The sequence below is a fragment of the Pseudomonas sp. EA_15y_Pfl1_P101 genome (genome assembly GCF_963970835.1).
GTDB lineage: Bacteria > Pseudomonadota > Gammaproteobacteria > Pseudomonadales > Pseudomonadaceae > Aquipseudomonas > Aquipseudomonas tritici.
Genome location: NZ_CAXAPA010000029.1, coordinates 1 through 25967, shown reverse-complemented (window position 1 = coordinate 25967; position 25967 = coordinate 1). Strand labels below are relative to the sequence as shown.

The 25967-nt window shown below is 59.3% G+C and carries 32 protein-coding genes and 3 pseudogenes; 18 read left to right on the top strand and 17 right to left on the bottom strand.

All coding sequences use genetic code 11. The annotated features are described in order from the left end of the window. Positions 1–137 precede the first annotated feature (137 nt). Complete coding sequence (locus tag AACY36_RS27760; RefSeq protein ID WP_339421305.1) at positions 138–1292, bottom strand: DUF1624 domain-containing protein; 1155 nt, start codon at positions 1290–1292, stop codon at positions 138–140. Between the two features lie 146 nt (positions 1293–1438). Between AACY36_RS27760 and AACY36_RS27755 the strand changes: the two genes are divergently transcribed. Then, positions 1439–1975, top strand: coding sequence for a DUF924 family protein (locus AACY36_RS27755; protein ID WP_339421307.1), 537 nt, complete (start codon positions 1439–1441; stop codon positions 1973–1975). 31 nt (positions 1976–2006) lie between these two features. Here the strand turns inward: AACY36_RS27755 and AACY36_RS27750 are convergent, their stop codons facing one another. After that, positions 2007–2681 (bottom strand): hypothetical protein, encoded by a 675-nt coding sequence (locus AACY36_RS27750; RefSeq protein ID WP_339421309.1) that lies wholly within the window; start codon positions 2679–2681, stop codon positions 2007–2009. A gap of 174 nt (positions 2682–2855) precedes the next feature. Between AACY36_RS27750 and yfcF the strand changes: the two genes are divergently transcribed. Continuing rightward, positions 2856–3488, top strand: coding sequence for a glutathione transferase (gene yfcF / locus AACY36_RS27745; protein WP_339421310.1), 633 nt, complete (start codon positions 2856–2858; stop codon positions 3486–3488). Here yfcF and AACY36_RS27740 read toward each other — a convergent pair. Beyond that, positions 3463–3735: a hypothetical protein gene (locus tag AACY36_RS27740; RefSeq protein ID WP_339421311.1), complete on the bottom strand. Its 273-nt coding sequence runs from the start codon at positions 3733–3735 to the stop codon at positions 3463–3465. The genes yfcF and AACY36_RS27740 overlap by 26 nt on opposite strands. 132 nt (positions 3736–3867) lie before the next feature. On the opposite strand from AACY36_RS27740, the gene AACY36_RS27735 reads away from it, so the two are divergent. Further along, the gene (locus AACY36_RS27735) at positions 3868–4503 is read left to right on the top strand and encodes an ATPase (protein ID WP_339428506.1); all 636 of its coding nucleotides are present in this window, start codon (positions 3868–3870) and stop codon (positions 4501–4503) included. A gap of 34 nt (positions 4504–4537) precedes the next feature. Beyond that, a complete protein-coding gene (locus AACY36_RS27730; protein WP_339421314.1) occupies positions 4538–4879 on the top strand; it encodes a hypothetical protein in 342 nt (113 codons plus the stop codon). A gap of 57 nt (positions 4880–4936) precedes the next feature. Here the strand turns inward: AACY36_RS27730 and AACY36_RS27725 are convergent, their stop codons facing one another. Together AACY36_RS27725 and AACY36_RS27720 are read right to left on the bottom strand one after the other, a co-directional pair. Continuing rightward, positions 4937–5683 carry a creatininase family protein gene (locus tag AACY36_RS27725; RefSeq protein ID WP_339421316.1) on the bottom strand — a complete coding sequence of 249 codons (747 nt, stop codon included), beginning with the start codon at positions 5681–5683 and terminating at the stop codon, positions 4937–4939. Positions 5684–5715: 32 nt separating this feature from the next. Beyond that, positions 5716–6429, bottom strand: coding sequence for a murein L,D-transpeptidase catalytic domain family protein (locus tag AACY36_RS27720; protein WP_339421318.1), 714 nt, complete (start codon positions 6427–6429; stop codon positions 5716–5718). 40 nt (positions 6430–6469) lie between these two features. Between AACY36_RS27720 and AACY36_RS27715 the strand changes: the two genes are divergently transcribed. Beyond that, positions 6470–8065, top strand: coding sequence for a L,D-transpeptidase family protein (locus AACY36_RS27715; protein ID WP_339497756.1), 1596 nt, complete (start codon positions 6470–6472; stop codon positions 8063–8065). Here the strand turns inward: AACY36_RS27715 and AACY36_RS27710 are convergent. Further along, positions 8046–8597: an AAA family ATPase gene (locus AACY36_RS27710; RefSeq protein ID WP_339421320.1), complete on the bottom strand. Its 552-nt coding sequence runs from the start codon at positions 8595–8597 to the stop codon at positions 8046–8048. The two genes, AACY36_RS27715 and AACY36_RS27710, sit on opposite strands and share 20 nt — an antisense overlap. A 74-nt stretch (positions 8598–8671) precedes the next feature. On the opposite strand from AACY36_RS27710, the gene dapF reads away from it, so the two are divergent. Both dapF and AACY36_RS27700 read left to right on the top strand, forming a co-directional pair. After that, positions 8672–9475, top strand: a complete 804-nt coding sequence (gene dapF / locus AACY36_RS27705) for a diaminopimelate epimerase (RefSeq protein ID WP_339421321.1) — start codon at positions 8672–8674, stop codon at positions 9473–9475. A 59-nt stretch (positions 9476–9534) separates the two neighbouring features. Further along, positions 9535–10086 (top strand): hypothetical protein, encoded by a 552-nt coding sequence (locus AACY36_RS27700; protein ID WP_339497755.1) that lies wholly within the window; start codon positions 9535–9537, stop codon positions 10084–10086. 15 nt (positions 10087–10101) lie between these two features. On the opposite strand, the gene AACY36_RS27695 is transcribed toward AACY36_RS27700, so the two are convergent. Both AACY36_RS27695 and AACY36_RS27690 read right to left on the bottom strand, forming a co-directional pair. Then, complete coding sequence (locus AACY36_RS27695) at positions 10102–10527, bottom strand: GNAT family N-acetyltransferase (protein WP_339421323.1); 426 nt, start codon at positions 10525–10527, stop codon at positions 10102–10104. Continuing rightward, on the bottom strand, positions 10524–11021 hold the full coding sequence (locus AACY36_RS27690; RefSeq protein WP_339421324.1) for a GNAT family N-acetyltransferase: 498 nt from the start codon (positions 11019–11021) through the stop codon (positions 10524–10526). Before AACY36_RS27690 ends, AACY36_RS27695 begins: the two co-directional genes overlap by 4 nt. Positions 11022–11228: 207 nt before the next feature. Between AACY36_RS27690 and AACY36_RS27685 the strand changes: the two genes are divergently transcribed. Next, positions 11229–11699: a GNAT family N-acetyltransferase gene (locus AACY36_RS27685; RefSeq protein ID WP_339421258.1), complete on the top strand. Its 471-nt coding sequence runs from the start codon at positions 11229–11231 to the stop codon at positions 11697–11699. A gap of 206 nt (positions 11700–11905) precedes the next feature. Next, positions 11906–12109: pseudogene (locus AACY36_RS27680) on the top strand (DHCW motif cupin fold protein); the annotation flags it as partial. Between the two features lie 48 nt (positions 12110–12157). Here the strand turns inward: AACY36_RS27680 and AACY36_RS27675 are convergent. After that, complete coding sequence (locus AACY36_RS27675; protein ID WP_339421259.1) at positions 12158–12640, bottom strand: copper chaperone PCu(A)C; 483 nt, start codon at positions 12638–12640, stop codon at positions 12158–12160. Then, a complete protein-coding gene (locus AACY36_RS27670) occupies positions 12640–13248 on the bottom strand; it encodes an SCO family protein (protein WP_339421260.1) in 609 nt (202 codons plus the stop codon). The genes AACY36_RS27675 and AACY36_RS27670 overlap by 1 nt, the downstream gene beginning before the upstream one ends. A gap of 181 nt (positions 13249–13429) precedes the next feature. On the opposite strand from AACY36_RS27670, the gene AACY36_RS27665 reads away from it, so the two are divergent. After that, the gene (locus AACY36_RS27665) at positions 13430–13813 is read left to right on the top strand and encodes a DUF2946 domain-containing protein (RefSeq protein ID WP_339421262.1); all 384 of its coding nucleotides are present in this window, start codon (positions 13430–13432) and stop codon (positions 13811–13813) included. 63 nt (positions 13814–13876) lie between these two features. Next, entirely contained in the window at positions 13877–14422 is a 546-nt protein-coding gene (locus AACY36_RS27660; RefSeq protein WP_339421264.1) for a putative natural product biosynthesis protein, read from the top strand. Between the two features lie 400 nt (positions 14423–14822). Here the strand turns inward: AACY36_RS27660 and AACY36_RS27655 are convergent. Continuing rightward, positions 14823–15056 (bottom strand): annotated as a pseudogene (locus AACY36_RS27655) (hemerythrin domain-containing protein); the annotation flags it as partial. 55 nt (positions 15057–15111) lie between these two features. On the opposite strand from AACY36_RS27655, the gene AACY36_RS27650 reads away from it, so the two are divergent. Then, positions 15112–15318, top strand: a complete 207-nt coding sequence (locus AACY36_RS27650; protein WP_049712903.1) for a PLDc N-terminal domain-containing protein — start codon at positions 15112–15114, stop codon at positions 15316–15318. Between the two features lie 58 nt (positions 15319–15376). Here the strand turns inward: AACY36_RS27650 and AACY36_RS27645 are convergent, their stop codons facing one another. Next, the gene (locus AACY36_RS27645) at positions 15377–15937 is read right to left on the bottom strand and encodes a type 1 glutamine amidotransferase domain-containing protein (protein WP_339421265.1); all 561 of its coding nucleotides are present in this window, start codon (positions 15935–15937) and stop codon (positions 15377–15379) included. Positions 15938–15963: 26 nt separating this feature from the next. Beyond that, positions 15964–16467: a DUF4142 domain-containing protein gene (locus AACY36_RS27640; protein WP_339421266.1), complete on the bottom strand. Its 504-nt coding sequence runs from the start codon at positions 16465–16467 to the stop codon at positions 15964–15966. A gap of 196 nt (positions 16468–16663) precedes the next feature. On the opposite strand from AACY36_RS27640, the gene AACY36_RS27635 reads away from it, so the two are divergent. The 3 genes from AACY36_RS27635 to AACY36_RS27625 all read left to right on the top strand — a co-directional run bounded on the left by AACY36_RS27635 (position 16664) and on the right by AACY36_RS27625 (position 17680). Continuing rightward, positions 16664–16888, top strand: coding sequence for a hypothetical protein (locus tag AACY36_RS27635; RefSeq protein ID WP_339421267.1), 225 nt, complete (start codon positions 16664–16666; stop codon positions 16886–16888). A 2-nt stretch (positions 16889–16890) separates the two neighbouring features. Then, positions 16891–17322: a DNA methylase gene (locus tag AACY36_RS27630; protein ID WP_339421269.1), complete on the top strand. Its 432-nt coding sequence runs from the start codon at positions 16891–16893 to the stop codon at positions 17320–17322. A 67-nt stretch (positions 17323–17389) separates the two neighbouring features. Beyond that, entirely contained in the window at positions 17390–17680 is a 291-nt protein-coding gene (locus AACY36_RS27625) for a DUF72 domain-containing protein (protein ID WP_339421271.1), read from the top strand. Here AACY36_RS27625 and AACY36_RS27620 read toward each other — a convergent pair. Further along, a complete protein-coding gene (locus AACY36_RS27620) occupies positions 17645–18430 on the bottom strand; it encodes a DeoR/GlpR family DNA-binding transcription regulator (protein ID WP_339439578.1) in 786 nt (261 codons plus the stop codon). The genes AACY36_RS27625 and AACY36_RS27620 overlap by 36 nt on opposite strands. 121 nt (positions 18431–18551) lie before the next feature. On the opposite strand from AACY36_RS27620, the gene AACY36_RS27615 reads away from it, so the two are divergent. Further along, positions 18552–19712, top strand: coding sequence for an alpha-hydroxy acid oxidase (locus AACY36_RS27615; protein WP_339421275.1), 1161 nt, complete (start codon positions 18552–18554; stop codon positions 19710–19712). A gap of 192 nt (positions 19713–19904) precedes the next feature. Here AACY36_RS27615 and AACY36_RS27610 read toward each other — a convergent pair whose 3' ends face one another. Continuing rightward, positions 19905–20831, bottom strand: a complete 927-nt coding sequence (locus tag AACY36_RS27610) for an alpha/beta hydrolase (RefSeq protein WP_339421277.1) — start codon at positions 20829–20831, stop codon at positions 19905–19907. Between the two features lie 160 nt (positions 20832–20991). On the opposite strand from AACY36_RS27610, the pseudogene AACY36_RS27605 reads away from it, so the two are divergent. Together AACY36_RS27605 and AACY36_RS27600 are read left to right on the top strand one after the other, a co-directional pair. Further along, positions 20992–21796 (top strand): annotated as a pseudogene (locus tag AACY36_RS27605) (SDR family NAD(P)-dependent oxidoreductase). An 11-nt stretch (positions 21797–21807) separates the two neighbouring features. Then, positions 21808–22395 (top strand): NUDIX domain-containing protein, encoded by a 588-nt coding sequence (locus AACY36_RS27600; RefSeq protein WP_065872219.1) that lies wholly within the window; start codon positions 21808–21810, stop codon positions 22393–22395. A gap of 177 nt (positions 22396–22572) precedes the next feature. Here the strand turns inward: AACY36_RS27600 and AACY36_RS27595 are convergent, their stop codons facing one another. Continuing rightward, a complete protein-coding gene (locus AACY36_RS27595) occupies positions 22573–22971 on the bottom strand; it encodes a hypothetical protein (RefSeq protein ID WP_339421279.1) in 399 nt (132 codons plus the stop codon). Further along, positions 22949–25967, bottom strand: a 3019-nt coding sequence (locus AACY36_RS27590) for an RHS repeat-associated core domain-containing protein (protein WP_339421281.1), incomplete at its 5' end; no start/stop codon positions are given. The genes AACY36_RS27590 and AACY36_RS27595, both read right to left, overlap by 23 nt.

The window sequence follows — 25967 nt, the reverse complement described above, 5'->3', positions numbered from 1 at the left end:
AGAAGCCGTGATCGGCAGATGCGCGCCTTGGAACGCAAGGCACGCAAACTTGGATTGCAGCTGGTTAAAGCGGCTTAAATTTTAAGAGCAAAAACAATGAGTTATTTTTTGTTTGATAAGAGCGGGCCTGCGTCAGGTCAGAGGTATTTGAGCCAGGCCAGGTCCCGGCGTCGGGCTTTTAGCCCGGCGAACCAGCGCACTGGCAGGTAGAGCGCCAGGGGCAACAACAGCGCCATTAGCCATATAGCGCCCATGCCGTCGAACCCAAAGTAGTTGCCATGGTTCAGGCCAAACAACCCCACACACGTGACATACAGCACTTTCAACACATACAGATGCAGTAAATAAAAGAACATCGGCGCAGCCCCGAACGTGGCGAGCACGCCAATCCAGCGTTTCTGCCCCGCACGTTCGAACGCCAGCAACAGCAACAACCCAATCCCCAACGTCAGCGCCAAAAACAACAGCGATGGCGGGTACTTGGTGACGTTGAAAAAGCTCATCAACGTCTGCACGCCACTGTCATACGCCTGCCAGGGCTTCTCGCCATAGCCATTTGCCGTGCGCAATACCACAAACCCCACCAACGCACCCACACCGCCCAGCAACAGATAACGTCGGCGAAACGCCGGCTGCATGCCATTGGCAAACAGCGGGCCCAAGCTGTAACCCAGGGCAATCACACCGATCCACGGCAGCACCGGATAAGTGGTGCGCAGTCGCAGCGAGTCGCCCACTTCGATCCAGTTGCGCTCATGCAGGATTGTCCACGGAATATGCAACGCCGAACCCGCATCGAAATGCAGCCCATCCAGCAGGTTGTGCCCGGCAATGATCACCACCGCCACCCCGATCAACAGCGGGCGCGGCAACCAGACCAGCGCGGCCAGGGCGATCATGCTCACGCCAATCGCCCAGATCACCTGCATATAGATCACGCTGGGCGGCAGCTGGAAGGTCCAGGCGAAGTTGACCAAGGTAAATTCCAGTACCACCAAGAACAGCCCGCGCTTCAACAGGAACGCCGAGACATCGCGGCGGCCCTGGTATTTCTGGCCGTATAGCCAGGCCGACAACCCCGTGAGCAATACAAACACTGGCGCGCACAGGTGGGCGAGGGTGCGGCTGATAAACAGTGCGGGCTCGGTGCTGTCGATGGTCATCGGGTCGCTGACCTGGCGGTGCAGCAGGAAGGTTTCGCGCACGTGGTCCAGCAGCATGAACAGGATCACCAGGCCGCGCAGGGCGTCGATGGAAAGCAGGCGTTGGCGTAGCGGAACAGCATCGGTCATAGACGGGGTCACAGGGCGGGGTGGAAATTTTGCGTTATCGTATAACATTAATCTGCGCGTTGCCGCGATTCGTTGCTCCCTCATTGATCCTTGCCGTCCTATGGATTCTGGTACCTTCAGCGAAATCGCTGTGTAGGCCCCTCACCATGACTACCCCACAATCCGTCATCGACTTCTGGAAACAGGCCGGCCCCAAACGCTGGTTCGCCAAGGACGACGCCTTCGACGCCACGTTCCGCGACACCTTCCATGCCGCCCACCTGCAAGCCGCCCGGCGCGAACTGGAAAGCTGGCTGGACTCGGCCCAGGGCGCGCTGGCGCTGCTGATCCTGCTCGACCAATACCCACGCAATACCTTTCGTGGCACCGCGCACATGTTCGCCACCGACCCGCTGGCGCGGTTGTATGCGCAGCGCATGGTGGACGCCGGGCTGGACCGGCAGATCGAACCGGCGTTGCGTGCGTTCTGCTATCTGCCGTTCGAACATTCGGAGGACCCGGCGGATCAGCAGCGCTCTCTGATCCTGAACCAGCAACTGGACGCCAGCACCTACCATTGGGCCAAGGAACACGCTGAGATTATTCAGCGCTTCGGGCGCTTTCCCCATCGTAATGAGGTGTTGGCTCGGGTGACCACGGACGCCGAGCGTGGGTTTCTGGAAGAGGGCGGATTTGCTGGATAACGCATCGGGGCTATTTGGCGCCCCGGTCGATTTACAAGCGTTTGCGCGCGTTGGGACAACCGTTGGTTGCCACTGCTTTCTTCAGGTATTCAACGCGCAACGGCAGGGCGGTTCGGCGATTGGTTCGGCTGGCGAGCACTTTATAGAGTTCGGCGCGGTAATCGTTTTCGCTGCCTGATTGCAGTTCGACTCCCGTGGGCGGCGCGCCGCAGGTCAACCACACGGCGGGCTGTGGGTAATAACGCGCAAAGTCGTCCATTTTAGTCAGGGCGTTTTGCAGTGCCGGTAGGTACTTGGGGCTCAGTACATAGTCCAGGCAAGTGTTGTCTACGTAGAGCGCGGCAGGCGCAAAGCCGTGCTCCAGGCTTGAAACCGCGAGTTGGCACATCTCCTGTTCTTTGCCGGGGACCAAATAGACCTGATAAAGCAGCATCAAGCGATACTCGGCAACGGGGTGCCCGGCCTGCGCGGATTCGCTCAAGAGTTGTTGAGTGACTGCCAGGCTCGCTTTCTTCGCGTCCAGATCTGCCGGCATTTTCTTGGCCAGCAACGAGCGTATCAGGTCGGCGTACTCAGCGTCGCTGTTCTTCAATAGTGCGGCGGCTTGTTGATAGTGCGCCTCACCAGGCGGTGCGGGGAGGTCGCTGGCCAACGCCACGGAGGCAGCAATGAAGAACGACACGAGTATGGCGAAGGAGAAGCGCAAGACGAAAATCCTTTTTCGGTGCGCAAGTGCGCGTCGGGTAGCGAGTCTACCTTGGCAGGGGTTGCCGTCAAAGCGGGCTAGGCTATTCCCGCCAGGAATGCCCCCATAAAAACAGCGCATTGTCTTTCTCGTCGTACATCTCGTAGCGTGGAGTTCCATTCAAGGAGAGCCGTTATGAGCCAGCGTCCGTTGCGCCTGTATGTTGATCATGTGTACACCAGCCCTTACGCGATGTCGGTGTTCGTGGCTTTGAAGGAAAAGGGCCTGGCGTTCGATACGCTCACCCTCGACCTGGACGCTGCGCAGAACCAGACAGCCGACTTCGCCCAACTGTCGCTGACCCAGCGCGTGCCGACCTTGGTAGAGGGTGATTTTGCGCTGTCGGAGTCTTCGGCGATCACTGAGTACCTTGAACAGGCTTACCCCGAAACGCCGGTATACCCGGCCGACCCCAAGCAGCGGGCGAGGGCGCGGCAGGTGCAGGCGTGGCTGCGCAGCGATTTGCTGCCGATTCGCCAGGAGCGTTCGACGATGGTGGTGTTCTATGGGCAGAAAATGCCACCCCTTTCATCCGTGGCTGAAGCTGGCGCTGCGAAGTTGATCAGTGCGGCACAAACGCTGTTGGCAGGTAACCCGGCGTACCTGTTCGGCGAGTGGTCGATTGCGGACGTAGACCTGGCGGTAATGCTCAACCGCCTGATCCTCAACGGCGACAGCGTGCCCGCCGAACTGGTGGATTACGCGCAGCGCCAGTGGCAGCGGCCATCCGTACAGGCGTGGGTCAATCAACAACGCCCTGCACTGTAGAGCGTTCAGTGATGTGCAAGACGCGGCGGTCGAGGTCTTCCCAGTCGGCCATGCCCAGTACCCGCGTGGTATTCAAGCCACGCAGGTAACCGCGTAGTTGCTGGGCGCTGGCCGTGACTTGTCCAGTATCCGCCGCGTCATCCTGCAGTACGTTTTCATAGTCGGCCAGGTAATCGGCGACCCGCTCGCGAAACTCCGGCAGGACGGCTTCGCGGATGCGGTCGAAGGTTTTCTGGTGGGGCTTCATGGCGTGGTCCTTATAGGTTTTATCAGTGCACTATCGGTTCAGATAATAGTCACCATCACGGATCGCAAGTTCTGTTTTTGCAGGAAAAGCGGAAAATCCCCCCCATCGAGACGCTGTTCAAGGAAATGCGTGATGAGGACATTTATTCAGCTTGTTTTAATGATGCTGATGCTTGGCACGGTCGCCGTGAACAACGTCGCGCTCGCCGATGATAGCCATTTGCTACCTATCGTCATTAGCGTAGACTCCCTGCGGCACACGCAATCGGTAGGTGTGTTGTTGAGCGATAACACCCGCGACAACCTCAGCTACCTTGAACGCTATCACGACATGGCCTTGAATGGCGCCAAGGATGCCCTCGACGTGCGTATCCGCCAGGCGTTCGTCAACAGTTCCGACCCGGAATTGGCCATTGATTGGTTGATGAACTCGCTGCAAGGCAGTTTTTTGTCGGTGACTGTCTACGACAACCTGGATGCCCTGGTGCAGGCTCACCCCGATGTGGTCGTGATGCTCGATACCCATAACCAACTGTTGACCCAGCGTAATGACCAGGTCGAGGCGCATTTTATTGCGCGGTTCTATGACGCGAACCTGCACTACATCGCCAAGGCCGAAGGTTCGGTGCACAAGCAGGTGCCATCGGTGTGGGTACGTGACAAGGCCGCGCCAGAGATTGCCGCGCAGATCGAGCGGCAGCGCGATGTGCAACTGGATGCCTTGAAGCAGTTCGATGCGTCGCTCAAGGCATTAGTCCGTGCGGGTTGATGTGAACCCTTATTTTTATAGTCAGGAATTTTTCATGCGCTTTTCTTTCGCCCAGGGCTTGGCCTTTGCTTCCCTGTTGCTGGCCGGTTGTGTTTCTGCTCCCAACGCACCAACGCTAACCCTGCAAACCAGCAAGGCCCCCGAGGCTTATGTGCAATGTGTGTTGCCCAAGCTGGAAAAGCACGGGATTACCGCCACCGTGACACAGGGCTCGCGCCACGCCAGGGTGTTGTTGACCAGTAAGATTGCCGCTGACGATGTACTGGAAGCCTACAAGTCCCAGGAGGGCGCCAAGGTGTTCTTGTATGAACGCAAGCCGCTGGCGTCGACGATTACGCCGTCGCGGTTGGAGCTGGCTGCACAGGAATGTAAGTAACACACCATCCCTGTGGGCGCTGGCAAGCCAGCGCCCACAGTTGGATGTGTGTAGGGCTTAAGGTTTGGCTTCGTTGCTGAAATTGTTGACCGTCTTGACCAGCCCTTGAGCCGCCAGCGCCACCAATTCCCCCCCTTTCTCTACCGTCGCCAGCGCTGGGTCCGAGCCCATGCGCCCATCTGGGAAACGCGCGCGGAAGTCCAGCGCCTCGCGGATCGGCCCGGTGTTGGCGATTTGTGGCGAGTAGTCGGCAGTCTTGATCGAGTCCGGGTACGCCCACTGCGTCACCGCGATCTCCGATGGCGTGGCATGGCTGCCATGGCCCACTGGAAATTGGCGCTGAGCCAGCTCACTCACGCCTTCCAGGTCCCACCAGTTCACCAGTTTCAACGCAAAACCGGCCGGGCGGCGGGCGAAGCTCGCTTCGGCGTACAGCTCGGAAAACGCCGCTTCAATCGTGGCGATATTGCCGCCATGGCCATTCAGGAACAGGATCTTCTCGAAGCCATGCCCGGCCAGCGAACGCACCCAGTCGCCAATTGCGGCCATGAAGGTGCAAGGGCGCAGCGAAATAGTACCGGGGAAGCCCAGGTGGTGCTGGGCCATGCCGATATTGAAGGTCGGGCCGATGAGGATGTCGGCATTCTTTTGCGCCTCATGGGCGATGATTTCCGGGCACATCCAGTCGGTACCGAGCAGGCCGGTGGGGCCGTGCTGCTCGTTGGAACCGATGGGGATCACCACCGTGCGGCTGCGCTCCAGAAACTGCCCGATCTCGATCCAGGTGGATTGGTGTAGAAGCATTCGACGCTCTCTTTTTTATCTATGGGGACAGGCTATCCGCCACGGATTGTACGACTACTCGCCACCTGTTGGGGTTTGCAATTGAGGTACGTCGAGGACTTCAACCAGCGCTGGTCGGGGTACCACGAAAACATGAACTGCCCATCCTTGAGTTTATCCACCACTTGGCGCGCCACCTGCGGGCGCACGGCCGGGCAACCCTGGCTGCGGCCGATACGGCCTTCGCGCTTGCTCCACAACGGGCTCACGTAGTCGGCGGCATGAATCACGATGGCGCGGTCGCGGGCCTGGTCATTGAAGCCCGGCTCCAGGCCATCCATGCGCAGTGAGTAACCGTGGGTGCCCAAGTAACTCTCCTGGGTGCGGAACAGGCCGAGGCTGGATTGGTGACTGCCTTCCAGGTTGGAGAACTGCGTGGCGAAGTTCTCCCCGGATTTGGCGCCATGGGCCACCAGGTCGCGCAGCACCAGGGTCTTCTTGCGCAAATCGAAGATCCACAGCCGACGGGCGGTCGAGGGCTGGGAGTAATCAATGACGGCCAGGCGGTCGGAACGTTCCTCGCCGTTATTGACCGCGCACTGCACCGCGTTCAGGGCGCTTTTCAAGACAGTGGGATTGAGTTCTGGAGCCGAGCGCGCAAGGCTGCTATACAAGGAAAGAGGAATCCCATTGGCGGCGAGCGCAAAATTGCTCAATGTAACCAAGGGCATGGCGATCAGGCCGAGGCGGCAAAGAAAATTCAACATCTACAGTACATTCCCCCGCTGTGGATTGGAGCTAAGACAATTGTTCAAAAAACACGCATGTTACTTGAGCATTTGCCTGCTCGTTGCACCATTGGTCGCGACAGCCGACGCGCTACCGGTTGAGCCGTTGCCGGTGACCACGCCGGCGCCGGTCGATCTGGCGCCCGTGCAGCAGGCGTTGGCGCAACTGCTCAGTGTCTGCCCAGGCCTGGCGGCGCAGATCGATGCCGTCGGCCAACTGCGCCTGCAAGCCTTCTACCAACAAGAGAGCAATGCGCCGTTGTGGTCCGCCGAAGATCGCCGCCAAGCCTTGCACACCCAACTGCAAATGCTCGCCGATGACGGCCTGAACCCCACCCACTATAGCTTGCCTTCGGCGCACGCCACGGCCAATGTGCTGTGCAGCGATATCAGTATCAGCCAAAGCTACCTGCAAGCGCTGCAGGATCTGCACTACGGGCGCCTGCAGCAATCGCGCTTCGAACCGTTGTGGCATTCCCAACCGCCCACCCGCGATCCCAACATCGAAGTGCTGGCCTTTGCCGCCACCGGCCTGCAAGACATGGCCCAGGCGTTTGACCAGGCTCGCCCCAGCGCGGACCTCTACCGCAGCCTGCGTAACGCCTATGCCACTGTGCGCCAGCAGCCGTTGCCCCATTGGGACCCTGTCGCCAGCGGCCCACTCTTGCGCCCCGGCATGGAAGACCCACGCGTGCCGGAACTGGCGCGACGCCTGATCAGTGGCGGCTACCTGGCCAACGCCTCCAGCGGCAAGCAGTACAACGACGAGCTGGTCAAGGCGGTCAAGGCCTTCCAGCTCAGCCATTCGTTGCAGGCTGACGGCGTGATCGGCGCCGGCACCTTGGCTGAACTGAATATCAGCCCGGCGATCCGCCGCGAACAACTGCGCATCAACCTTGAACGCTTCCGCTGGCTGTCCCAGGACCTGGAACCTGAAGGCGTGCTGGTCAACGTCGCCGCCGCGCAACTGAGCGTGTACCAGAGCGGCATCCCGGTATGGCAAACCCGCCTGCAAGTGGGTCGCGCCGAACGTCAGACGCCACTGCTCAAATCGCGCATCACGCGGCTGACGCTCAACCCCACCTGGACCATCCCGCCCACCATCATGCGCGAGGACAAGCTCCCGGCCATCCGCCTCAACCCCGAATACCTGCGCCAGCAAAACCTGCAAGTGCTCGACGCTGAAGGCCACCCGCTGGCACCGGAGCAAATTGACTGGGCACGCCCCGGCAATATCCTGCTGCGCCAGGAAGCCGGCCCGCGCAACCCGCTGGGCAAGATTGTGATGCGCTTTTCCAACCCGTTTTCGGTGTACCTGCATGACACGCCCAGCCAGCCACTGTTTACCAAAGGGCCGCGGGCGTTCAGCTCGGGCTGTGTGCGGGTCGAGCAACCGTTGGTGCTCAGGGATTTATTGGTAAGCCCGGCCGAACGCGCCCGCACGGATGAGCTGCTGGCGACCGGCGTGACCCATGAGTTCAGGTTGGCCACACCGGTGCCGGTGCTGTTGGGCTACTGGACGGTCGAGGTCGACCGCCAGGGCGGGTTGGTCTACGCGCCGGATATTTATGCGCGGGACCTGGTGTTGATAAAGGCTATGGGGAGTGTGCTCTGAGGGGCACGCTCACTACAAAGGCCTCTTCTGCCATAGAAGTAAGACTTGTCAAAATCATTGCAGTTGCCTGATCTGGTGTCATGAAGGCGGTGTCGACCGTCAGCGGTGCTTCATTCCAATCTTCGTACTCATGCACCAGAACCGACGCCCAGGTTGGAGGCACCAGGCCGGCAATGTCCCCCGCACGGGCTTCTACCCGCCGTTGATGTTCCAGCCGGTCTGAGCAAATCACCCTGACATCCAGCAACGCCCGTTCTGCCGTTGCCGCCACGGTCTTCCACGCCTCCCGACTTTCCTCGACCGGGTTCACGCAGTCGGCCACCACGGAGTGACCCAAGCGTAGATTGCTCAACGCCAGCGCATTCGCCACGCCATAGCCGCTGGTGCCCACATCGCTCGACAACACACCCGCCTCGCGGATCGCCTGTTCAATCACGTCGATGCGCAGGTACACCGCGCCGATCTGGCGCGCCAAGGCCTGGGCAATCGTGGTTTTGCCGGTGCCGGGCAGTCCGCTGAAGACAATTAACATGCGTTGCTCTCGATGGGGTTGGGCCCGTTCAGAGTATCCTTCACTCTCCCCACAGGTCGACCACTGGACAGCCGATGCACTTGCCGTTCGTAAAAATGCATGCCCATGGCGATGATTTCATCATCATCGACCGTCGTGGCCTGCACGATCCGATCACCCCGCACATCGCCCGCCAACTGGGTAACCGCCACACCGGAATCGGCTTCAACCAACTGGCCGTGCTGCTCGACTGTGAAGACGCCGCCGCACGCATCAAATTCTGGAACCCCAACGGCACGCCACTGGCGACCTGTGGCAGCGCCACCCGTGGTGTGGCCGACCGTTTGATGCATGAGGTCGGCACGGATTCGGTGGTGCTGCGCACTGACCGGGGCCTGCTGACCTGCGTGCGTGCGCCGGGGCGGCAAGTGTCGGTGAACATGGGCGAACCTTCGCTGGAGTGGGTGGCAGTGCCGCTGGCCGAGGCCATGGACACGCGCACATTGCCTCTGGAAGGCAACCCTGCGGCTTGCAGCATGGGTAACCCCCATTGCACGTTTTTCGTGGAAGACATTGCTGTTATCGACGTAGCTGCCCTGGGCCCGACGCTGGAAAATCACCCGCTGTTCCCGGCCAAGACCAATGTGCATTTCGTGCAGGTGCTCGACCGGGGCCATATCCGCCTGCGTATCTGGGAGCGCGGCGGTGGCGTGCCGTTGGGGTCCGGCTCGTGCTGCTGTGGGGCGGTGGTCAACGGGATTCGACGTGGATTGCTGGATGCCACGGTGCAGGTGCAATGCGACGGCGGCACGGTGACCGTGCACTGGGCAGGCGAGGGCGGTGTGGTGCTGACGGGCAGTGTGGAACCGGTCATGCAGGGCAGCGTCTACGTGCCCTGAAACTCCACGGTAAACGTGGTGCCGAGTGCGGCACAGGAGCTCACCGCCACATCCCCGCCGTGTACCTTGGCCAACTCGCTGCCGTATTGACCCTCCCACTGCTCGGCGCCTGTTCCGACTACCACTACAAAAACTACCAGGGCGACTGGGCCCCGGAAAAACTTCACCCCGTCGACCTGTCCAACAACGCGCCGGACGCGGTGCTGGTGTACTTCGCCACCTGGCGCGAGCGCGAGCTGGGCGTGCCGTTCCACCGCCTGGTATTGGCCGTCGAAGTAGATGGCCAACCGCTGCCCGGGGCAGGACGTCGCTCGATCCTCGACGTCAGCGGTGAGCAAGCCCTCAAACTCACGCCGGGCAAGCACTCGCTGCGCTGGTGCAACGTGTCGATGAACGCCCTGGGCACTGGTGGCGCGTTCTGCAACAAAGGCGCGGACGACGTCGACTTCAAAGCCGGCCAGCGTTACGTGGTGACCTATCGCCTGACGGCCAGCACCAAAGGTATCGGGCCTGTGGGGCCGAACTACAGCACTGAATACCGCACCTATTCGAGCATCCGGAACCTGGACACCCAGGAAGTGATTTTTCCGTTGCCGGGTGAGGAAGAATAACCCCGCCGGTGCGCGTCACAACACCTTATACAGAAACACCCGGCTGCTGCCCTGCGGTTCGCACGGTATCTCGCCGAACCGCACCCAGCCATGCTTCTCGTAAAACCCCGGCGCCTGGAAACTCAGGGTATATAGCATCGCGTTAGCACAACCCCGGCGCCGGGCCTCATCTTCGAAGGCTTGCAGCAACTGGCTGCCGAGCCCTGTGCCGCGCAGCGAATCGGGCAGGTGGAACAGGTCGAGGAAGGCCATCCCCAAGGTGGTCTTGCCGGTGATGCCGCCGAGGATTTGCTGGGTATCGGGGTCCTTGATCAGCACCGTGAGCAAGCGCCGATCGTTGTAGCCGGTGATGGCTTCGTTGAAGGCAGCGAGGCCATGGCCCAAGATGCGCTCGGCGTCGGGGTTGGGTTGGTCGCTGACTTCAATACGCGGTGCGTTCATCCCTGGAGCGCCATTTCCATTTCATGCCACGCCATCCCACCGTGATCCGACGGCGAAGGGCGCACATAGCGATAGCCCATGCGCTCGTACAACGGCACATGCCGTTCCTTGCACATCAAGTGGATCGTCTGCTTGCCCATCCCGCGCATGCGCTGCACAAACTCGGTCATCAACGCCGTGGAATACCCCTTGCCCTGATGCGCCGGGTCGACCACCACCGACATGATCACCACATTCGGCGCCTCGGCCGAATGCCCCACCAACTCCTTGAATGCCTCGTCCGACATCACCACGTTATGAGCGCAGCCGCAGTTGATAAAACCTACCACCTCGCCATCGGCTTCCAGAATCAGAAAGCCCTGCGGATACTGCGCAATGCGCGTGGCGATTTTTCCCAGGGTGGCGGCTTCGTCGCCTTCGTAGGCGGTGGTTTCGATCTCGAAGCAACGCGGGGCGTCAGCGGGGAGGGCGTTGCGGAAAGTGAGGGCGGGCATGGGGTGTCCAGGGGGTGTTGAGCGAAAGGCCACATCATAGGCATCAGGCAAGATCACTGCCAGTCATGCTGCCGCCTTCGCGGCCTCGCTAAAGCTCGACGGCTCCCACAGGGGACTGCATCGCCTGTACGGTTCGACGATCAAAATGTGGGAGCTGTCGAGCTTTAGCGAGGCTGCGAAGACGGCGGATTATGGAGGGAGAGTGAAATGCTGGAGATAAAACGGGCTACCCCGGAGGATGCGCAGGTGGCGTTCGACATCCGTTTGCAGGCCATCCGCAGCCAGTGCATCGGCGCTTACACGCGCGACCAAATGATGCTGTGGACGAGGGGAAAGGCCGAGGATGGCTACGGCGTGCTGATGGATAAACTGTTTTACCTGGGGCAGGTAAACGGTCAGGCGGTAGCCACTGGAATGCTCGACTTGGACAACAACGAAGTGGGCGCGCTGTTTGTACTGCCCGAATTCACCGGGCGTGGGTATGGCAAGGCGATGCTCAATCACCTTGAGAGCGTGGCGCGCGAGCTGGAGATTGAAACCGTGGTGCTGGATGCAACGTTGAACGCAGCGACGTTCTATCGAGCCTGCGGCTACGTGGGGGACAAGCAGGCGATTTACCACTCGCCCTCGGGGTTAGCGTTAGCGTGCATCCCGATGACAAAACGGCTGAGCGCCTGACTGAGCACGGTTCCCGATGTGGGGGCTGGTTTGCCGGTGTGTCAGGCGACGAAAATGTTGGCAATGCTGCCGCCTTCGCAGCCTCGCCGGAGCTCGACAGCGCCAATGTTCATCACATCGACCGAAAAGCCGTGCGCAACCGCGCAATCACTGGGTAGATTGATTCCCCCTGGACCTGCGGCGGCGTAGTGCTCTCGCCAAATTCGCTTGAGTACACGCCCGGCTACCTGGCGGATCACTGGTGCTGGCGCGGGCATGTGCTGTTGTGCCTTGAAGGCGAGTTGCACACGGAGCTGGAAGATGGCCGCCAGTTCACCCTGACAGCTGGAATGAGTTACCAGGTGGGCAATGACATGGAAGGGCATCGCTCATCGACGGGCGTCGGGGCGAAGCTGTTTATCGTGGACTAAACCGTCATTCTCCGTAGGCGCGAGCAGGCCCGCGCCTACGGTCTTCCATCAATGCATCTTGCTGTGGTCCATATGGCCATGGTCCATGCCATCCAGCCCACGCGCCTTGGCGTTGACGTCGACAGTCTGCTTTTCACCCTTGGCATTTTGCACGGTGAGGGTCAGCGGCACCTGGTCGCCTTCCTTGATCTGGCCGGTCAGGCCCATCAGCATCACGTGGTAACCGTTGGGGTCGAGGGTCACGGCTTTGCCGGCAGGCAGTGCCACCGAATCCACCGGGCCCATGCGCATCACGTCGTCCTTCATGCTCATTTCATGGATCTGCACGTCCTTGGCCCCGGGCGAGGCCACGCTCAGCAGTTGGCTGTCGCTGTCGGCCGTGACGGTCATGAACGCACCGCTGGAAGGCTGGCCCGGCACGGTGGCGCGCACCCAGGCGTCGGTCACTTGCACCTGGGCGCTGGCGTGCGCTGCGAGGCCGAGCAGGGTCAGGCCGAACGTCAGGCGTTTGAGGTGTTGAACGGCAGTCATTAGCAGACCTCCATGACGGTGAGCAGGTCTTCTGCGCACTCTTTAGCGGTAAGGGATGCCCGCAGGCCCAGGCGCAGGTTGCCACGGGTATCGAACACGAAGCTGGTGGCGGTGTGGGACAGGGTGTAGGTGTCGCCGGCGGGGATCTTTTCATAAAAGATGCCGAATTCCTTGGCGGCCACGGCGATTTCTTCCGGGGTGCCATACAGCGCTTCGAAGCTGGGATCGAAGGCCTTGACGTACTTGTCGAGAATCTCGGGGGTGTCGCGTTCCGGGTCCAGGGTGATAAACACCACCTGCATGATTTCGCCGTCGCGGCCCATCAGCTTCTTGGCCTGGGCGGCACGCGCCAGGGTGGTCGGGCACACGGCCGGGCACTGGGTGAAACCAAAGAACACCACCGGCATCAGGCCACGATACGAACTGAGGGTGACGGTTTCGCCGGCGGTGTTCTTGAGCCTGAAGGTGCGACCCATGATCTTGTCGCTCAAGTCCTTGCCGTACTTGAAGTTCAGCTTGGGGCTGTAGTCACAGCCGCCCAGCAGGCTGCCCAGGCCCAGAAGGCCCATGCCGGTCAGCACTTTGCGGCGGGTGAATAGCGTACTCATCGACGGTGCGTCCTGTGAAACGCCTGCATTGCTCTGGATCTACACATCAGGCTTTGAAAAGGAGTAAAGGAGGAGGGCGCCAAGTCTACCAACCCTGGCGGCGACACGTAATCTGCGACGTTCTGTCACAGGGGCGTGCCGTGCTTCATCCTTTTGTGGCTCTGGTGGTAAAGTCGCCGCCATGAAATTGACCCACCCCGACCGTTCACTGATCGCCTGGGCCCTGTACTTTTGCATGCTGATGAACCTGTTCGTCTGCGGTTTGGGTCATGGACAGATGATGGGCCAGACACTCAATGGCGTCGGCGGGGCGTTCTGTTCGGTGGATGGCAGCCAGGCGCCAGTTTCCGACAAAGGGTTGGGCAGCCCGTCTTCCAGCAACATCTCGAACTACTTTGCTTGCCCAGTTTGCAATGCGTTGACGCTTGCGCTGGTGTTTCTGGTCGGCCTGGCCTGGCTGTTAGGCCTGGGACGAACGCCACGTCCGACCCATGAACGACGCAACAAGGCGCCGCCGCGTTATTCCTGGCCCTCGGCGAACCCCCGCGCTTCACCTGCATTCTGACGTCCGCCCCGGGGCCTCCTGAAACCAGGAGGCGTTCCATCGTCATGACTGTGAGTGCGTTTCATGAACCTCCTACTGCCCGCAGGCGCCAGCCGCCTGGTCAGCAAGGCGTCCCGTCGCCTGCGCGCGGAACCTGTTCCGCCTGAATACCCCAGTAATTCGCGTAACTTCGTGCATCTGGATGCGCGCCTTTTGCCCTATTGGCACACCCTGTTCGATATCTGCCCGGCGCTGCTCAAACTCGACCCGCCCGAGGGCCTCAACCTGTTTCGCAGCTTCATGACCTGGGCCTATCGCAACCGGCCGCCGCTGGATTGGACCTACCACTTGAATGTCTGCCGCTGGCTGCTGGGCTCGGTCTATGGGGCGCAGATCGATGATGAGCCGATCGAGGCGTTCATGGCGGCGGCGGCCGCGGGCTGGGTCAATACGGACGAAAGCCAGGCCCAGGGTGTGGTCCTGGCCTGGCAGTCGTCGCGGGTTTTCGATTGGAAACACGCTCAGCGTACCGGGACCGAGCACCCGGCGCTGCCACCGCCACCCTGGGATTTTGCCTGGAGCCCGTTGAAAGCGTCGTGTGACTTCAGTGGGTGGTTGCCGGTGCCTTGAGCGGCTGCCGAGCGCCTCCCAACAGCTCTGCCTTGATCTGCATCAAGGCGCGATGCCGATCAAGGAGGTCGGGTGTGAGCGTCGTCCGCCGGTAAGGCGTCGCCTATGGTCGAGCCTTTTCCGCTTCACTCCAAGCACCCGTCACCGGTCACGGATGAACCGTCAACTGCCTGTGCGGGGTGCTTCCTGGCTGTCTCTATGGCTATCGGCGGGCTTGGCCCGCTTGCTCGGCGGTTTGTCGGTGGCTTTGGTTTTTTTGTCGCTGTCTGAGGGGCTGCTGGGGTAGGTCCCAGGCGGCAGGGCTGAACCGGCGTCGCTGTCGCCAGTCAAGGCGTTAGCGGCAGGCTCGGGGTTATCGCCAAAGGCTGAGAGGCCGACGATAAGCAAAATCCGTTGGGACGATATGCTGGTCCAGCAACGCCTTGACCACTTTGACGCGGCCGGAAGACTCGGTTGTCGAAGGCTCAGTCTGCTTCAAGTCAGGCAGCACCCGCGAGTCGACGGTGCGATGCTCTTCCTTGGCTTCGTGGTACATGATGTCCTGTTCCTTGCCGCCGGCCTTTCTGAATGCCGGGTACAGAATCTCTTCTTCCACCATGAATGGCGGGCGTATTAGCCGTTGCAGGTAATTTAAATGAACCCTCAGCGCCGATGCTTGACCTAATGCACAAGACCTCAGGAGGTGACTCATGCAATTAGAATATATCTGGATCGGTTTGGCGGTGATTTTGCTGCTCGCAGAGCTGTGGGCGATTAACGTTGTGTTGCGCAGCACGAGTGGCTGGGAGACTAAGGGGTTGTGGCTGATAATCCTGATCTTTGTGCCGCTGTTTGGGTTGATTGCATGGGCAATGTTCGGGCCGAAACGTGAGATGCCCGAGCAGCATCGAGGCTAAAACAGAGTTAAAAAAACAGGCGCCCATTGGGCGCCTGTTTGCGTTCAAAGCCACCTGTTCAGCCTGCGACAGCCTTGGCAATCGTGTCGTTGAACGCCGGCAAGTCGTCCGGCGTGCGCGAGGTAATCAGCGTCCAGCCATTGGCTGTGCACGTCTTGGTCTCGGCATCGACCCAATCCGCCGCGCCGGCATTGACCAAGTCGGTGCGCACACTCTTATACGAGGTCAGGGTCTTGCCCTCGATCACGCCCGCATCGATCAGAGCCCATGGGCCGTGGCAGATCGCCGCCACGGTTTTACCCGCCGTGACGAATTCGTTGATCAACGTTAAGGCAGCTGCATCCTGGCGCAAGGTGTCGGCATTGACGGTGCCACCGGGGATTACCAGGGCATCGAAGTCCGCCCCGGACAGTTCGGACAGCTTGGCGTCCGACTCTACGGTGCGGTCCTTTTCGGTGTCGCCGACAAACGTCTGGGTGGTGCCGCCCTCACTGGATCCATGGGTCACCGTAGCGCCAAAACCGCGCAGCGCTTCCAGGGGCTTAAGCAGTTCATCGCGTTCGATACCCGTGTTGGAGGTGATGATGAGGATGTTCTTGCCGTTGAGTTGCGAACTCATGTTCGAGTGCCTCCTGAGTCGTGGGGTTACTTGGCGTATTTGGCTTGCAGATCCTTGGCGGCCTTCAGGTGAGCTTCAAGGGTTGGCAGAGTCTTGGTGGCGAAGGCCTTCAACTCAGCATTGTCCGAAGACATGGATTCTTTCTTGAACAGCTCGACGGTTTTTTCATGGGCGGCGACCTGATTGTTGGCGTAGGCCTCGTCAAACGATTCGTCGCGCATTTCCAGGATGGCTTTCTTAGCCTTATCCGTCAGGGCAGCATCATCCGGTACTTCGATGTCGAGCTTTTTAGCCAGGGTCGCCAGTTCCTGATTCGCCTTGGTGTGTTCAGTCACCATGTGTTGGGCAAAGGTCTTCACATCAGCCGAACTGCTCTTTTGCAGGGCCAGCTTGCCCGCCTCGATTTCGGTGATGCCACCTTCGGCCGCATTGTCGACAAAGCTATTGGACGTTGCCGCCATGGCGGTCGAAATTGAGCCTGCAACCAGTACGAAGGTCAGGCCCATTTGTTTCATTAACTGAGTAGTCATGGTGTGGCTCCTTAAAGGTGGCGTGATGCCGTTACCTGAGTGTTGAGGGGGTGGCTGTGCAAAAGGTTTAATTTAATTCGCGCTTATTTCGCCAGTGGCCGTGCCCGGTTGAATTCTTGAACTATCGAAATTCAGTGGCCTCTGCTGCTTAGGTGTCCGCGGATTTTTGCGGGCTGAAACTGCCAGGAGATTGACCATGACCGATCACAAAAACGCTGACAAAACCCCAGACCCGATCAGCTCGGAAAACGTGCAGAAAGGCATTGAACAGCCATCCAAGGGGCAGACCCTGGACCGTCCGAACCCCAAGACCGAAACCGTCGATAAAGTGCTGACACCGACTTCGATCAAAGAGACTGAGCGCCAGACCGATGCGATTAACGAGCAGGCCGACAAAGCCGAGCGCAAGTTGGGGCACTAGCCATGGCTCGGGCGATTACCGCGTCTGAGTTGGGCATCGAGCTCAAGCCTGACGATGACGCGAGCCTGTTCAAATGGTTTATCGCCAGCTTCTTGATGGGCAAGCGGATTCAGGCGCCAATCGCTGCGCAGGCCTACAAGGTGATCGTTGAAGAACAAGGTCGCGACACTGCACGCAAGTTGCAGCACTGCACTTCACGGGAATTGGTCGTCATGTTAGGGCGTGCTCACTACGTGCGTTACGACGAAACCACCGCGCAGCGCTTGCTGGACCTCAGCGCCAAGCTGAATGCCGAGTACGCTGGCAAGCTCACCCAGATGCGCAGTGCCAGTAAAGACCGCCAGGCGTTTGAAAAGCGCCTCGGGGAATTCGACGGCGTAGGACCTAAAACCATCGAGATTTTCATGCGTGATGCGGCGCCGGTGCTGTTTTAACCACGTCGCTTTTTGTGGGATGCGGGTGCTTGAGCCGCGTTACGCTACCTGGCTCGCAGCTGAGGTAATGTTGCAGGATTTTGAAATTGGCAGGGTTGCCGCTGATCCTGCTGTGATTGAAACCGGCGGCGTGCCCGGCGGTTGGCGGGGCGTGATTTATTGGCGCCTGTATGGATCACCGCGTATCTATCACAGTGCTTATGGCCCTGAGCGAGTGCAGGCATTTGCGCAGGCATTGGTTCAGGCTACCAACGCCGGCATTCCCACGGGGTGCATCTTCGACAATACCGCCAGCGGGCATGCGACGCCCGACGCCTTGTCCCTACTCGACCTCTACTCGCAACACTTCCAAGCCTAACTGCTCATACGCCTCCATACTCGGCACATGCCATTCGGTAATCAGCGTATGAATGTGGCTGCAGGGCGCCACCACAAAGGGCTCCACCGCACCGAGCTTGTCCGCCATGGTCACCGCCACTACATGGGAGGCGCTGTCGAGCAAGGCTTGCTTGACCGCCACTTCATCAAAGTGCAGCGAGCTGATGCCCACTTGCGGATGCAGCGCGCACACCCCGGTAAACAGCAGGTCGGCCTTTATGCTTTGGATAAGGCGCACAGTTTCGTGGCCGTTGGTGGAGAGCGTCGCGGGGTTGAGTTGGCCACCGGTGAGGATCACTTTTACATCGGGGTGGTCGGCCAATGCGATGGCGATCAAGGGCGACGTTGTGACCACGGTCAGGCGAATCGAGCGGGGCAATGACTGCGCGATCTGCAGCGGTGTGGACCCGGAATCGAACAGCACGATCTGGCCATCTTGCACGCGGTCGGCCGCCAGTCGGGCGAGGCGGCGCTTGGCCTCGTTGGTTTCGCCAACGCGGGTGAAAAAGTCTTTGCCAGTGTCCTTGGGTCGAGGCAGGGCGCCGCCGTGCACGCGTTGCAACAGGCCGGCGGCGGCGAGTTCGCCGAGGTCCCGGCGGATGGTGTCTTGGGATACGGCAAAGTGGTCCACCAATTCCGAGGCGGTGACTTTGCCGTCGCGTTCCAGCAACAACAGGATCTTCTGTTTGCGCAAAGAAGGCAGGTCAATGGCGTGATGAGTCTTGTGCATTGTTTTGCGTTATTTTGCGGGTTTGTGCAAGATTATGCGTCTGCCGATATAAACGCAATGGCTGGTTGAGCAGCCGATGGGCGGTTACTCTCAGTGTTCAGTTCAGGGAGAGGTGACTTAGATGTCGTTGATTACAACCATCGAAGATTTACGCAAGCTCGCGCAAAAACGTGTCCCACGGATGTTCTACGACTACGCCGACTCCGGCTCCTGGACTGAGAGCACCTACCGGGCGAATGAAAGCGATTTTGCCAGCATCAAATTCCGCCAGCGGGTGGCGCGCAATATCGACGAGCGCTCGATCCGTGCCAGCATGATCGGCCAGGACATGGCCATGCCGGTGGCGCTGGCGCCGACCGGATTGGCCGGCATGCAGCATGCCGATGGCGAGATCCTGACCGCCCGTGCGGCTGCCGCGTTTGGCCTGCGCTACACCTTGTCGACCATGAGTATCTGCTCCCTGGAAGACATCGCTGAACACGTCGGCCAGCCGTTCTGGTTCCAGTTGTATGTGATGCGCGATCGCGCTTTTATCGAACACTTGATCGAGCGCGCCAAGGCTGCAGGCGTGGATGCGTTGGTGCTGACCCTCGACCTGCAGATCCTCGGGCAACGCCACAAGGACTTGATCAACGGCCTCTCGGCACCGCCCAAACTGACCCTGCCGAATATCCTCAACATGGCCACCAAGCCGCGTTGGGTGATGGGCATGCTGGGCACCAAGCGCCGTGGTTTCGGCAATATCGTTGGGCATGTGAAAGGTGTGGCGGACATGAGTTCACTGTCTTCCTGGACGGCCCAGCAATTCGACCCGCGCCTGAGCTGGGACGATGTGGAGTGGATCAAGAAGTGCTGGGGCGGCAAGTTGATCATCAAGGGCATTCTCGATGGAGAAGATGCGCGCCTGGCCGCGAATTCCGGCGCCGATGCACTCGTGGTGAGCAATCACGGCGGTCGCCAGCTGGATGGCGCGCCGTCGAGCATCAGCCAACTGCCGGCAATCGTGGAGGCGGTGGGAGAGCGTATTGAAGTGTGGCTCGACGGCGGCATTCGTTCTGGCCAAGACGTGCTTAAGGCGATGGCGTTGGGTGCAAAAGGCACCATGATCGGTCGGCCGCATTTGTATGGCCTGGGTGCGATGGGCGAGGCGGGCGTGACCAAGGCACTTGAAATCATCGCCCGTGAGTTGGACGTGTCGATGGCGCTGTGTGGGTATAACGATATACGCGATGTGAATCGCGAGATTTTGTTGCCCGGCACATTTCCAGAAAACTTTTATTGAGCAAAAAAAACGTAAAAATATGAAAAGAGTTGTCCACGAAAACCGTGGGTATCTCTGTGGATAACTTTGCGAAGCCCCGACAGGGTTGGCGATTTAAGCCAAGATCAATATTTGATCAACTTCTGACTTGGCCCAGCATGGGCTGGGTTTGCGCTTGACAGGCAAGCGCGAATCCAGTGCCGGAATGTGTTTTCAAGACTCGCCGTTGCGGCCTGTGGCGTGCGTGACAACCTGGGGTGGCATCTTCGCTTGCATCAGTTTGTCCAACGCCTGGCCATAACTGCGACCGCCCAGGCTCATGCTGTTGTTATGGCTGGCGCCGGGTACCAATAACAGCCGTTTGGGTTCCTGGGCGGCTTCAAACAATTGTTGGCTGAAACGCGGCGGCACGTAGCGGTCGTCTAGGCCATGCACCACCAGCAACGGCATATGGATATCGGCAATCTTGTCGATGGAGTCGAATTTCTGCGACAGCAGCCAGCGCACCGGCAACGAACTATTGGCCACCGCCGTGGCTACATCTGCCAGCGAGGTAAAGGTGGATTCAATCACCAAGCCGCGAACTGGCAGTGGTGTTTGTTTGCCTAACTCGGCGGCCAGGTCGATGGCCACCGCGCCGCCCAGGGAGTGCCCGTAGATCAGGCGTTTGCTGGGGTCAGGTTGCAGCACCTGGAAGCGTTCCCAGGCAATTCGAGCGTCTTCATACACGCTGGTTTCTGACGGAAGCTCGCCGTGGCTCTGGCCGAAACCGCGGTAGTCGATGGCCAGCACCGAGTAGCCCAGGGCGTGCAATTGCTCGATGCGAAACAGTTGCCCGGTGAGGTTCCAGCGTACGCCGTGCAGGTAGAGGATCGCGGGTGCGTCCTTCTTGTCCGCCGGGTACCACCAGCCATGTATGTTCTGCCCCGATTTGAAACTGGCGGGTTTGAGTTCGAACTCCTGCACCGCCTTAGGTAAGCCGCTGTACCAGCTGGCGGTACCTGGCTCGATGCGAAACACCAGTTCGCGTTCCTTGTGCTGCAGCACGGTGCACCCCACCGGCAGGCCGACGATCAACAACGCCATGCACAACAGCGGAAACCAGCGCAGGCTCAGGCGCGAGAAAAAACGAGAGGGCATGAAGTTTCCAGAGAAAAGGTGAAGCAGGGTTTTTACCAGATGGCCCACACAGGCAGGAATTAATTCGACAGCCGTCCACGGGGATTGCTTGCAAAGTGTTACAGCATTGAACAATGCGTGCAGGGATTGTTAGGGTGGGGCCGAACAGGAGAGCAAGCACATGGATTTCACAGGCAAAACCGCAATCGTCACTGGCGGCGCACGCGGGTTGGGACTCAGCTATGCACGGGCACTGGCCCAAGGCGGCGCGCGAGTGGTGATCAGCGATATCGGCGCCGACAACGCCGGCTCAGGCAGCGATGCCTAGGTGGTGCAGTCGGCGGCAGAGGCCTTGCAGGCCGAAGGCTTGACTGTTATCGGCCATGGCGGTGACTTGTCCACGAACGAGGGCTGCCAACAACTGGTTGCGTACGCCATCGAGGCATTCGGCCAACTCGATATCCTGATTCACAACGCAGGCTGGGTGGGTTACCAGAACATCGCCGACCTCGACGTTGCGTTCCTGCAACGTGCCATGGATATCAACCTCTACGCACCACTCTGGTTGTGCAAGCACGCCTGGCCGCATCTGCTGCGTTCATCTGCGCCGCGCATCATTCTCACCACCTCCGACCGCGCCATGTATGCGCAATATGAACAGACCGGCCTGGTGGCCTACAGCGCAGGCAAGATGGCGCAACAATGCGATCTCGCCGGTCGCCAAGACGCGCATGTGGGGCGTGACCGAAGAACCGGATGAACTCAAGCCGGAGTGGGTGACGCCGGGGGTTGTGTTCCTTGCATCAACGCAGTGCGACGACACGGGTTATATTCTGCGCGCCAGCAACGGGCAATTCACCGCCACGCGCTTTACGGAAAATCCCGGTGTGGAATACCCCCGTGATTTGGCCCGAATCAAAGCCCGAAGCGCAGAAGAAGTCGCTGCCGCCTGGGGTCGCATCAAACAAACGCAGACACTTTCTTGAGAAAACCGATCATGGATAACAGCCCCGTTCGCATCACCGCAGAAGAGACACTCTCGGAAAACTGGTACCTGCTGAAAAAATACAGCTTCGACCTGCGCCGCCGCGACGGCAGCTGGCAAGCCCAGACCCGCGAGGTATACGACCGCGGCAATGGCGCGACCATCCTGCTGTACAACCGCGAGCGGCGCACCGTGTTGTTGATTCGCCAGTTTCGGATGCCGACGTTTGTCAATGATTACCACGGATACCTGATCGAAGCGGCGGCGGGGTTGCTCGACAATGCCAGTCCCGAAGAACGTATTCGCCTGGAAGCGGAAGAAGAAACCGGTTATCGCGTGGGGCATGTGGAGAAGGTTTATGCGGCATTCATGAGCCCGGGCTCGGTGACGGAGCGGATTCACTTTTTCATCGGTGAATATCAACCGGGGGATCAGGTGGGCAGCGGTGGCGGTCTGGAAGAAGAGGGCGAGGATATCGAGGTGCTGGAGCTTGGCTTTGAGCAAGCGCTGGCGATGGTGCAAAGCGGAGAGATTGCGGACGGGAAGACCATCATGCTGTTGCAGCATCTGGAGTTGCGGATGTTGAAAGAAGGGTGGTGAGTCAGCTTTTGTAGTGAGCAGGCTTGCCCTGCGCTGGGCTGCGAAGCAGCCCTAAAAACAGACACTGCCGATTTAACTGAAAAACCCGTTGCCTGGATTGGGGCCGCTGCGCGGCCCAACGCGAGCAAGCTCGCTCACCACAGGATGGGCTGTGTTGCCTCGGAGAGCGGTTTTGGTTTACCAAGTTGATTGGTCTTCGAGGCTGGCTTTTTGTAGATCGTCTCTCCAGACTTCGTTGGCAAGCCGATAGATGTCGGCGAAGAAGCCACGGGGATCGGCTATTTCTGTTTCATTCCAAGCCATGGTTATATATTCGTCGTAATCGCTTTTAAATTCTTTCGAAAAGTCGAAGTCGGGATTGTCTAGTGCATCCCTGAGCGTCGAGATTAATATAAAGCGATGTCTGTATGAAAAATACATAAGGTCTTTCAGGATAAAAGAAATTATGATTTTTTCCCTGTCTTTCTTGTTGTTAGGGTCATGCTTCCATAGTTCTTTGCCAACTGTTTCTTCAAGGTCGTATACCGATAAAGCTCCTAATATGTGAGAGATGTTAGGGGTGTAAGGAGTGTTCATAAATGGGCATTTCAGCATTGTTTTCAATGTATCTAGGATTGTTTACGTCCCTGCCGTTAGGTTTGTAGCCTCGTCCGGCTCCAGGTAGTTCGACCACAACCACAGGGTTTCCGCTTCTATCAAAAGCTGTGGGAGATGGTGAGTCGCCTTGCATCTTGCCCATAGCCTTATTTATAGCGTGGAACTGCATTCTCCAGGATTTAAATTGGGAGCTGGAGTTGATGACACCTCTCTCTCCCGTCGCTGGATTTGTTCCATCAATAGATCGTTGCCTTAATTCATTATCTGGTATCTCTGGACCATGCTTTTCAACCGTATGCATATCGTACTCCCGCTCCCAGTCCAGCACTTTTCGTTTTGCATTTACCTCTGTCAGTTTATCTATTCTCGCCTGTCGCTCAGTTCGCGTCAGTTGAGGTAGTGCGGGTACGCCTTCATTGACGCTAGGTATCGGGAGGACAGAAGGAGCATTTGGTTCACACCCGTCACCCGGACAAGCACTTAAGCCTAAAGGATCCACCCATCCTGTCGGGTTGGGCACGTACTGGTACGCGTTAACCCCACCCGCCAGCTTCACCGGATCCGGGGTCAGGTAGCGACCAATATCCGGATTGTAGTAGCGATGGCGGTTGTAGTGCAGCCCGCTTTCCGAGTCGAAGTACTGGCCTTGGAAGCGCAGTGGGTTGTCGATTGTGTTGATGTCGAGGCGGCTGATTTCACCGTAGGCGCGGTAATGCGCGGACCAGACGATTTCGCCATCCGGGGCGGTGAGTTCCTGTGGGGTGCCGAGGTGGTCGAGTTGGTAGTGGTAGGGCTTGGTGTCTTTTGGGCCGAAGCCTTCCAGCAGCGCCAACGGGCGAAAGCTGTCCGGTTCGTAGAGGTAGCTGCGGTGCCGGTCCGCGTGGTGTTCGGCGATGAGTTTGTCGCCTTGCCAGAAGAACTCGGTGGTTAGGCCGTCGATGGTTTTGCTGATGCGGCGGCCGAAGGGGTCGTAGCGGTAGCTGGCGGTTTGGCCGTTAGTTTTTTTAATACTGATCAGGCGGTGCTGGCAGTCGTAGTGGTATTCGGTGACGAGTTGGTGGCCTTTGCCTCGGCGTTCGCGGATGAGGTTGCCGAAGGCGTCGTAGTCGTAGTGGCGGTCGCCCTGAATCATCAATCTGTTGCCCGCGACGATGTCTGGGCCGGGGCGGTCTTGCATGAGCAGGTTGCCGGCCGGGTCGTGGCCGAAACGTTCCTGCTCGCCTTGGGAGTGGTCGGCGCGGGTGAGGCGGTTTAGTGGGTCGTAGTGGTAGTGGTGTTCGCCTTTGCGGGTATCGATGAGGCGGGTGAGGTGGCCGGATTTGTCGTAGTCGTAGTGGCGGCGGTAGACAGTGCCTTCGGCATCGGCGATGCCTTGGTTGAACAGGCGCCCTTGGTCGTCGTGTTGGTAACTGCTGAGCAGTTTTCCTTGGGCACGTTGCTGCTCGCGGCCGGCGCTGAATAGGTGTGAGGTCAGGACCGCACCATTCAGTTCAACTGTGGAAAGGTGTCCGCCTTTGTCGTGATTGAAGGTGAGGCGGTTGTTGTCGGGCAGGCGCAGTTTTTGAAGTTGGCCGCAGGCGTCGTAGCCGTAACGCAAAGTGCCCCAGCCTTGGTGTTCGGCGGTCAGGCGGTTTTGCGGATCGTATTCGTAGGCCAAGGCCCAGTGGCCGTCGTCAACGCTTAGGAGATTGCCTTGGCGGTCGTAGGCGTAATCGACGATGTTGCCGTCGGGCAGGGTTTTTCTTACGAGTCGACCGGCGTGGTCGCGTTCGTAGCGAGTGACTAGCTGACTGCCATCGTCGCCATGTTCGGTCTTTTCTTGCAGGTTGCCGTTGAGGTCGTAAACGTAAGCCGTGCGCTGCCCGTCAAATCCGATTTCCTGTTGGATCAGGCCGTTGCTGTGGTATTGGAGCCGGTAAGTTTCGCCAACTTCGTTTTCGATTTCGGTCAGCAGCAACCGCACGTTGTCGTAACGGTAGTTGACCTGGGTGCCGTCGGCGTTGATGCAGCGACTGATCAGGTGCAAGCCGTCCGCATATTCGTAACGGGTGACGTGCCCCAGTTCATCGCGTTCGGAGGTGATTTTTCCGTAGGCGTTGTAGCTGTATTCCCGCGTTGCACCGCCGGGCTGAGTCAATTTCAGTAAGCGGCCTGCTGCATCCCACTGATACTGAGTCAGCGCGCCATGTTCATCCTCGCGGGCAATCTGCCGCCCCAGATCGTCATAGCGATAGCGCTTAACTCCGCCATTCGGCAGATGCTCTTCAAGCAACTGCCCACGCTCATTCCACACCAGCCGCTGACAGCTGTGATCCGGGTACCAAACTTGCGTCAGCTGCCCGTATTTGTTGTAGCTGTAGTCCGTAGAGTTACCGTCTGGATCGGTCCTACGCGTAACGTCGCCCTGATCATTGCGCTCGTATTTCCAAACCGCCAGACCCCGCCTTACAACCCGTACGAAGCCATTGTCATGCTCGTAGGCAGTCGGCTCATCATCCCCTGGAAACACTGCCACCAAGCGCCCAGCGTCGTCGTATTGGTAGGCTGTTATCGCGCCGAGAGGATCCTGCTCAACCGTCAGCCGGCCTTTCTCATCGTAGGACTTGAAATGCTCAGCACCATCGGGATCCATCCGCCGCACCAGCCGCGCCCGCTGGTCATACACGTAGACTTCCTGGCTGCCATCGGCGTTATGAACCGTGACCTGGCCGTTGTCATCCCACACATACCGCGTGTCCATCTGCGAAAAGCTCGCCCAATGCCGGACACACCGCGCCGCCTTACCAGACCGTTCCCATTCCCAAAAGAAGCTCGCCCCACCGGCCAGTCCGCGCTCAAGAATGACGTACTGATCGTCGTACCGATAAACCTCACTTTCGCCTACAGCATTGGTCGCTGAAACCAACCGACCGGCATCGTCATAGGCATAGGAAACAACCTTCTGCTCCGTCACCCAGACAAACGGACCGTCATCC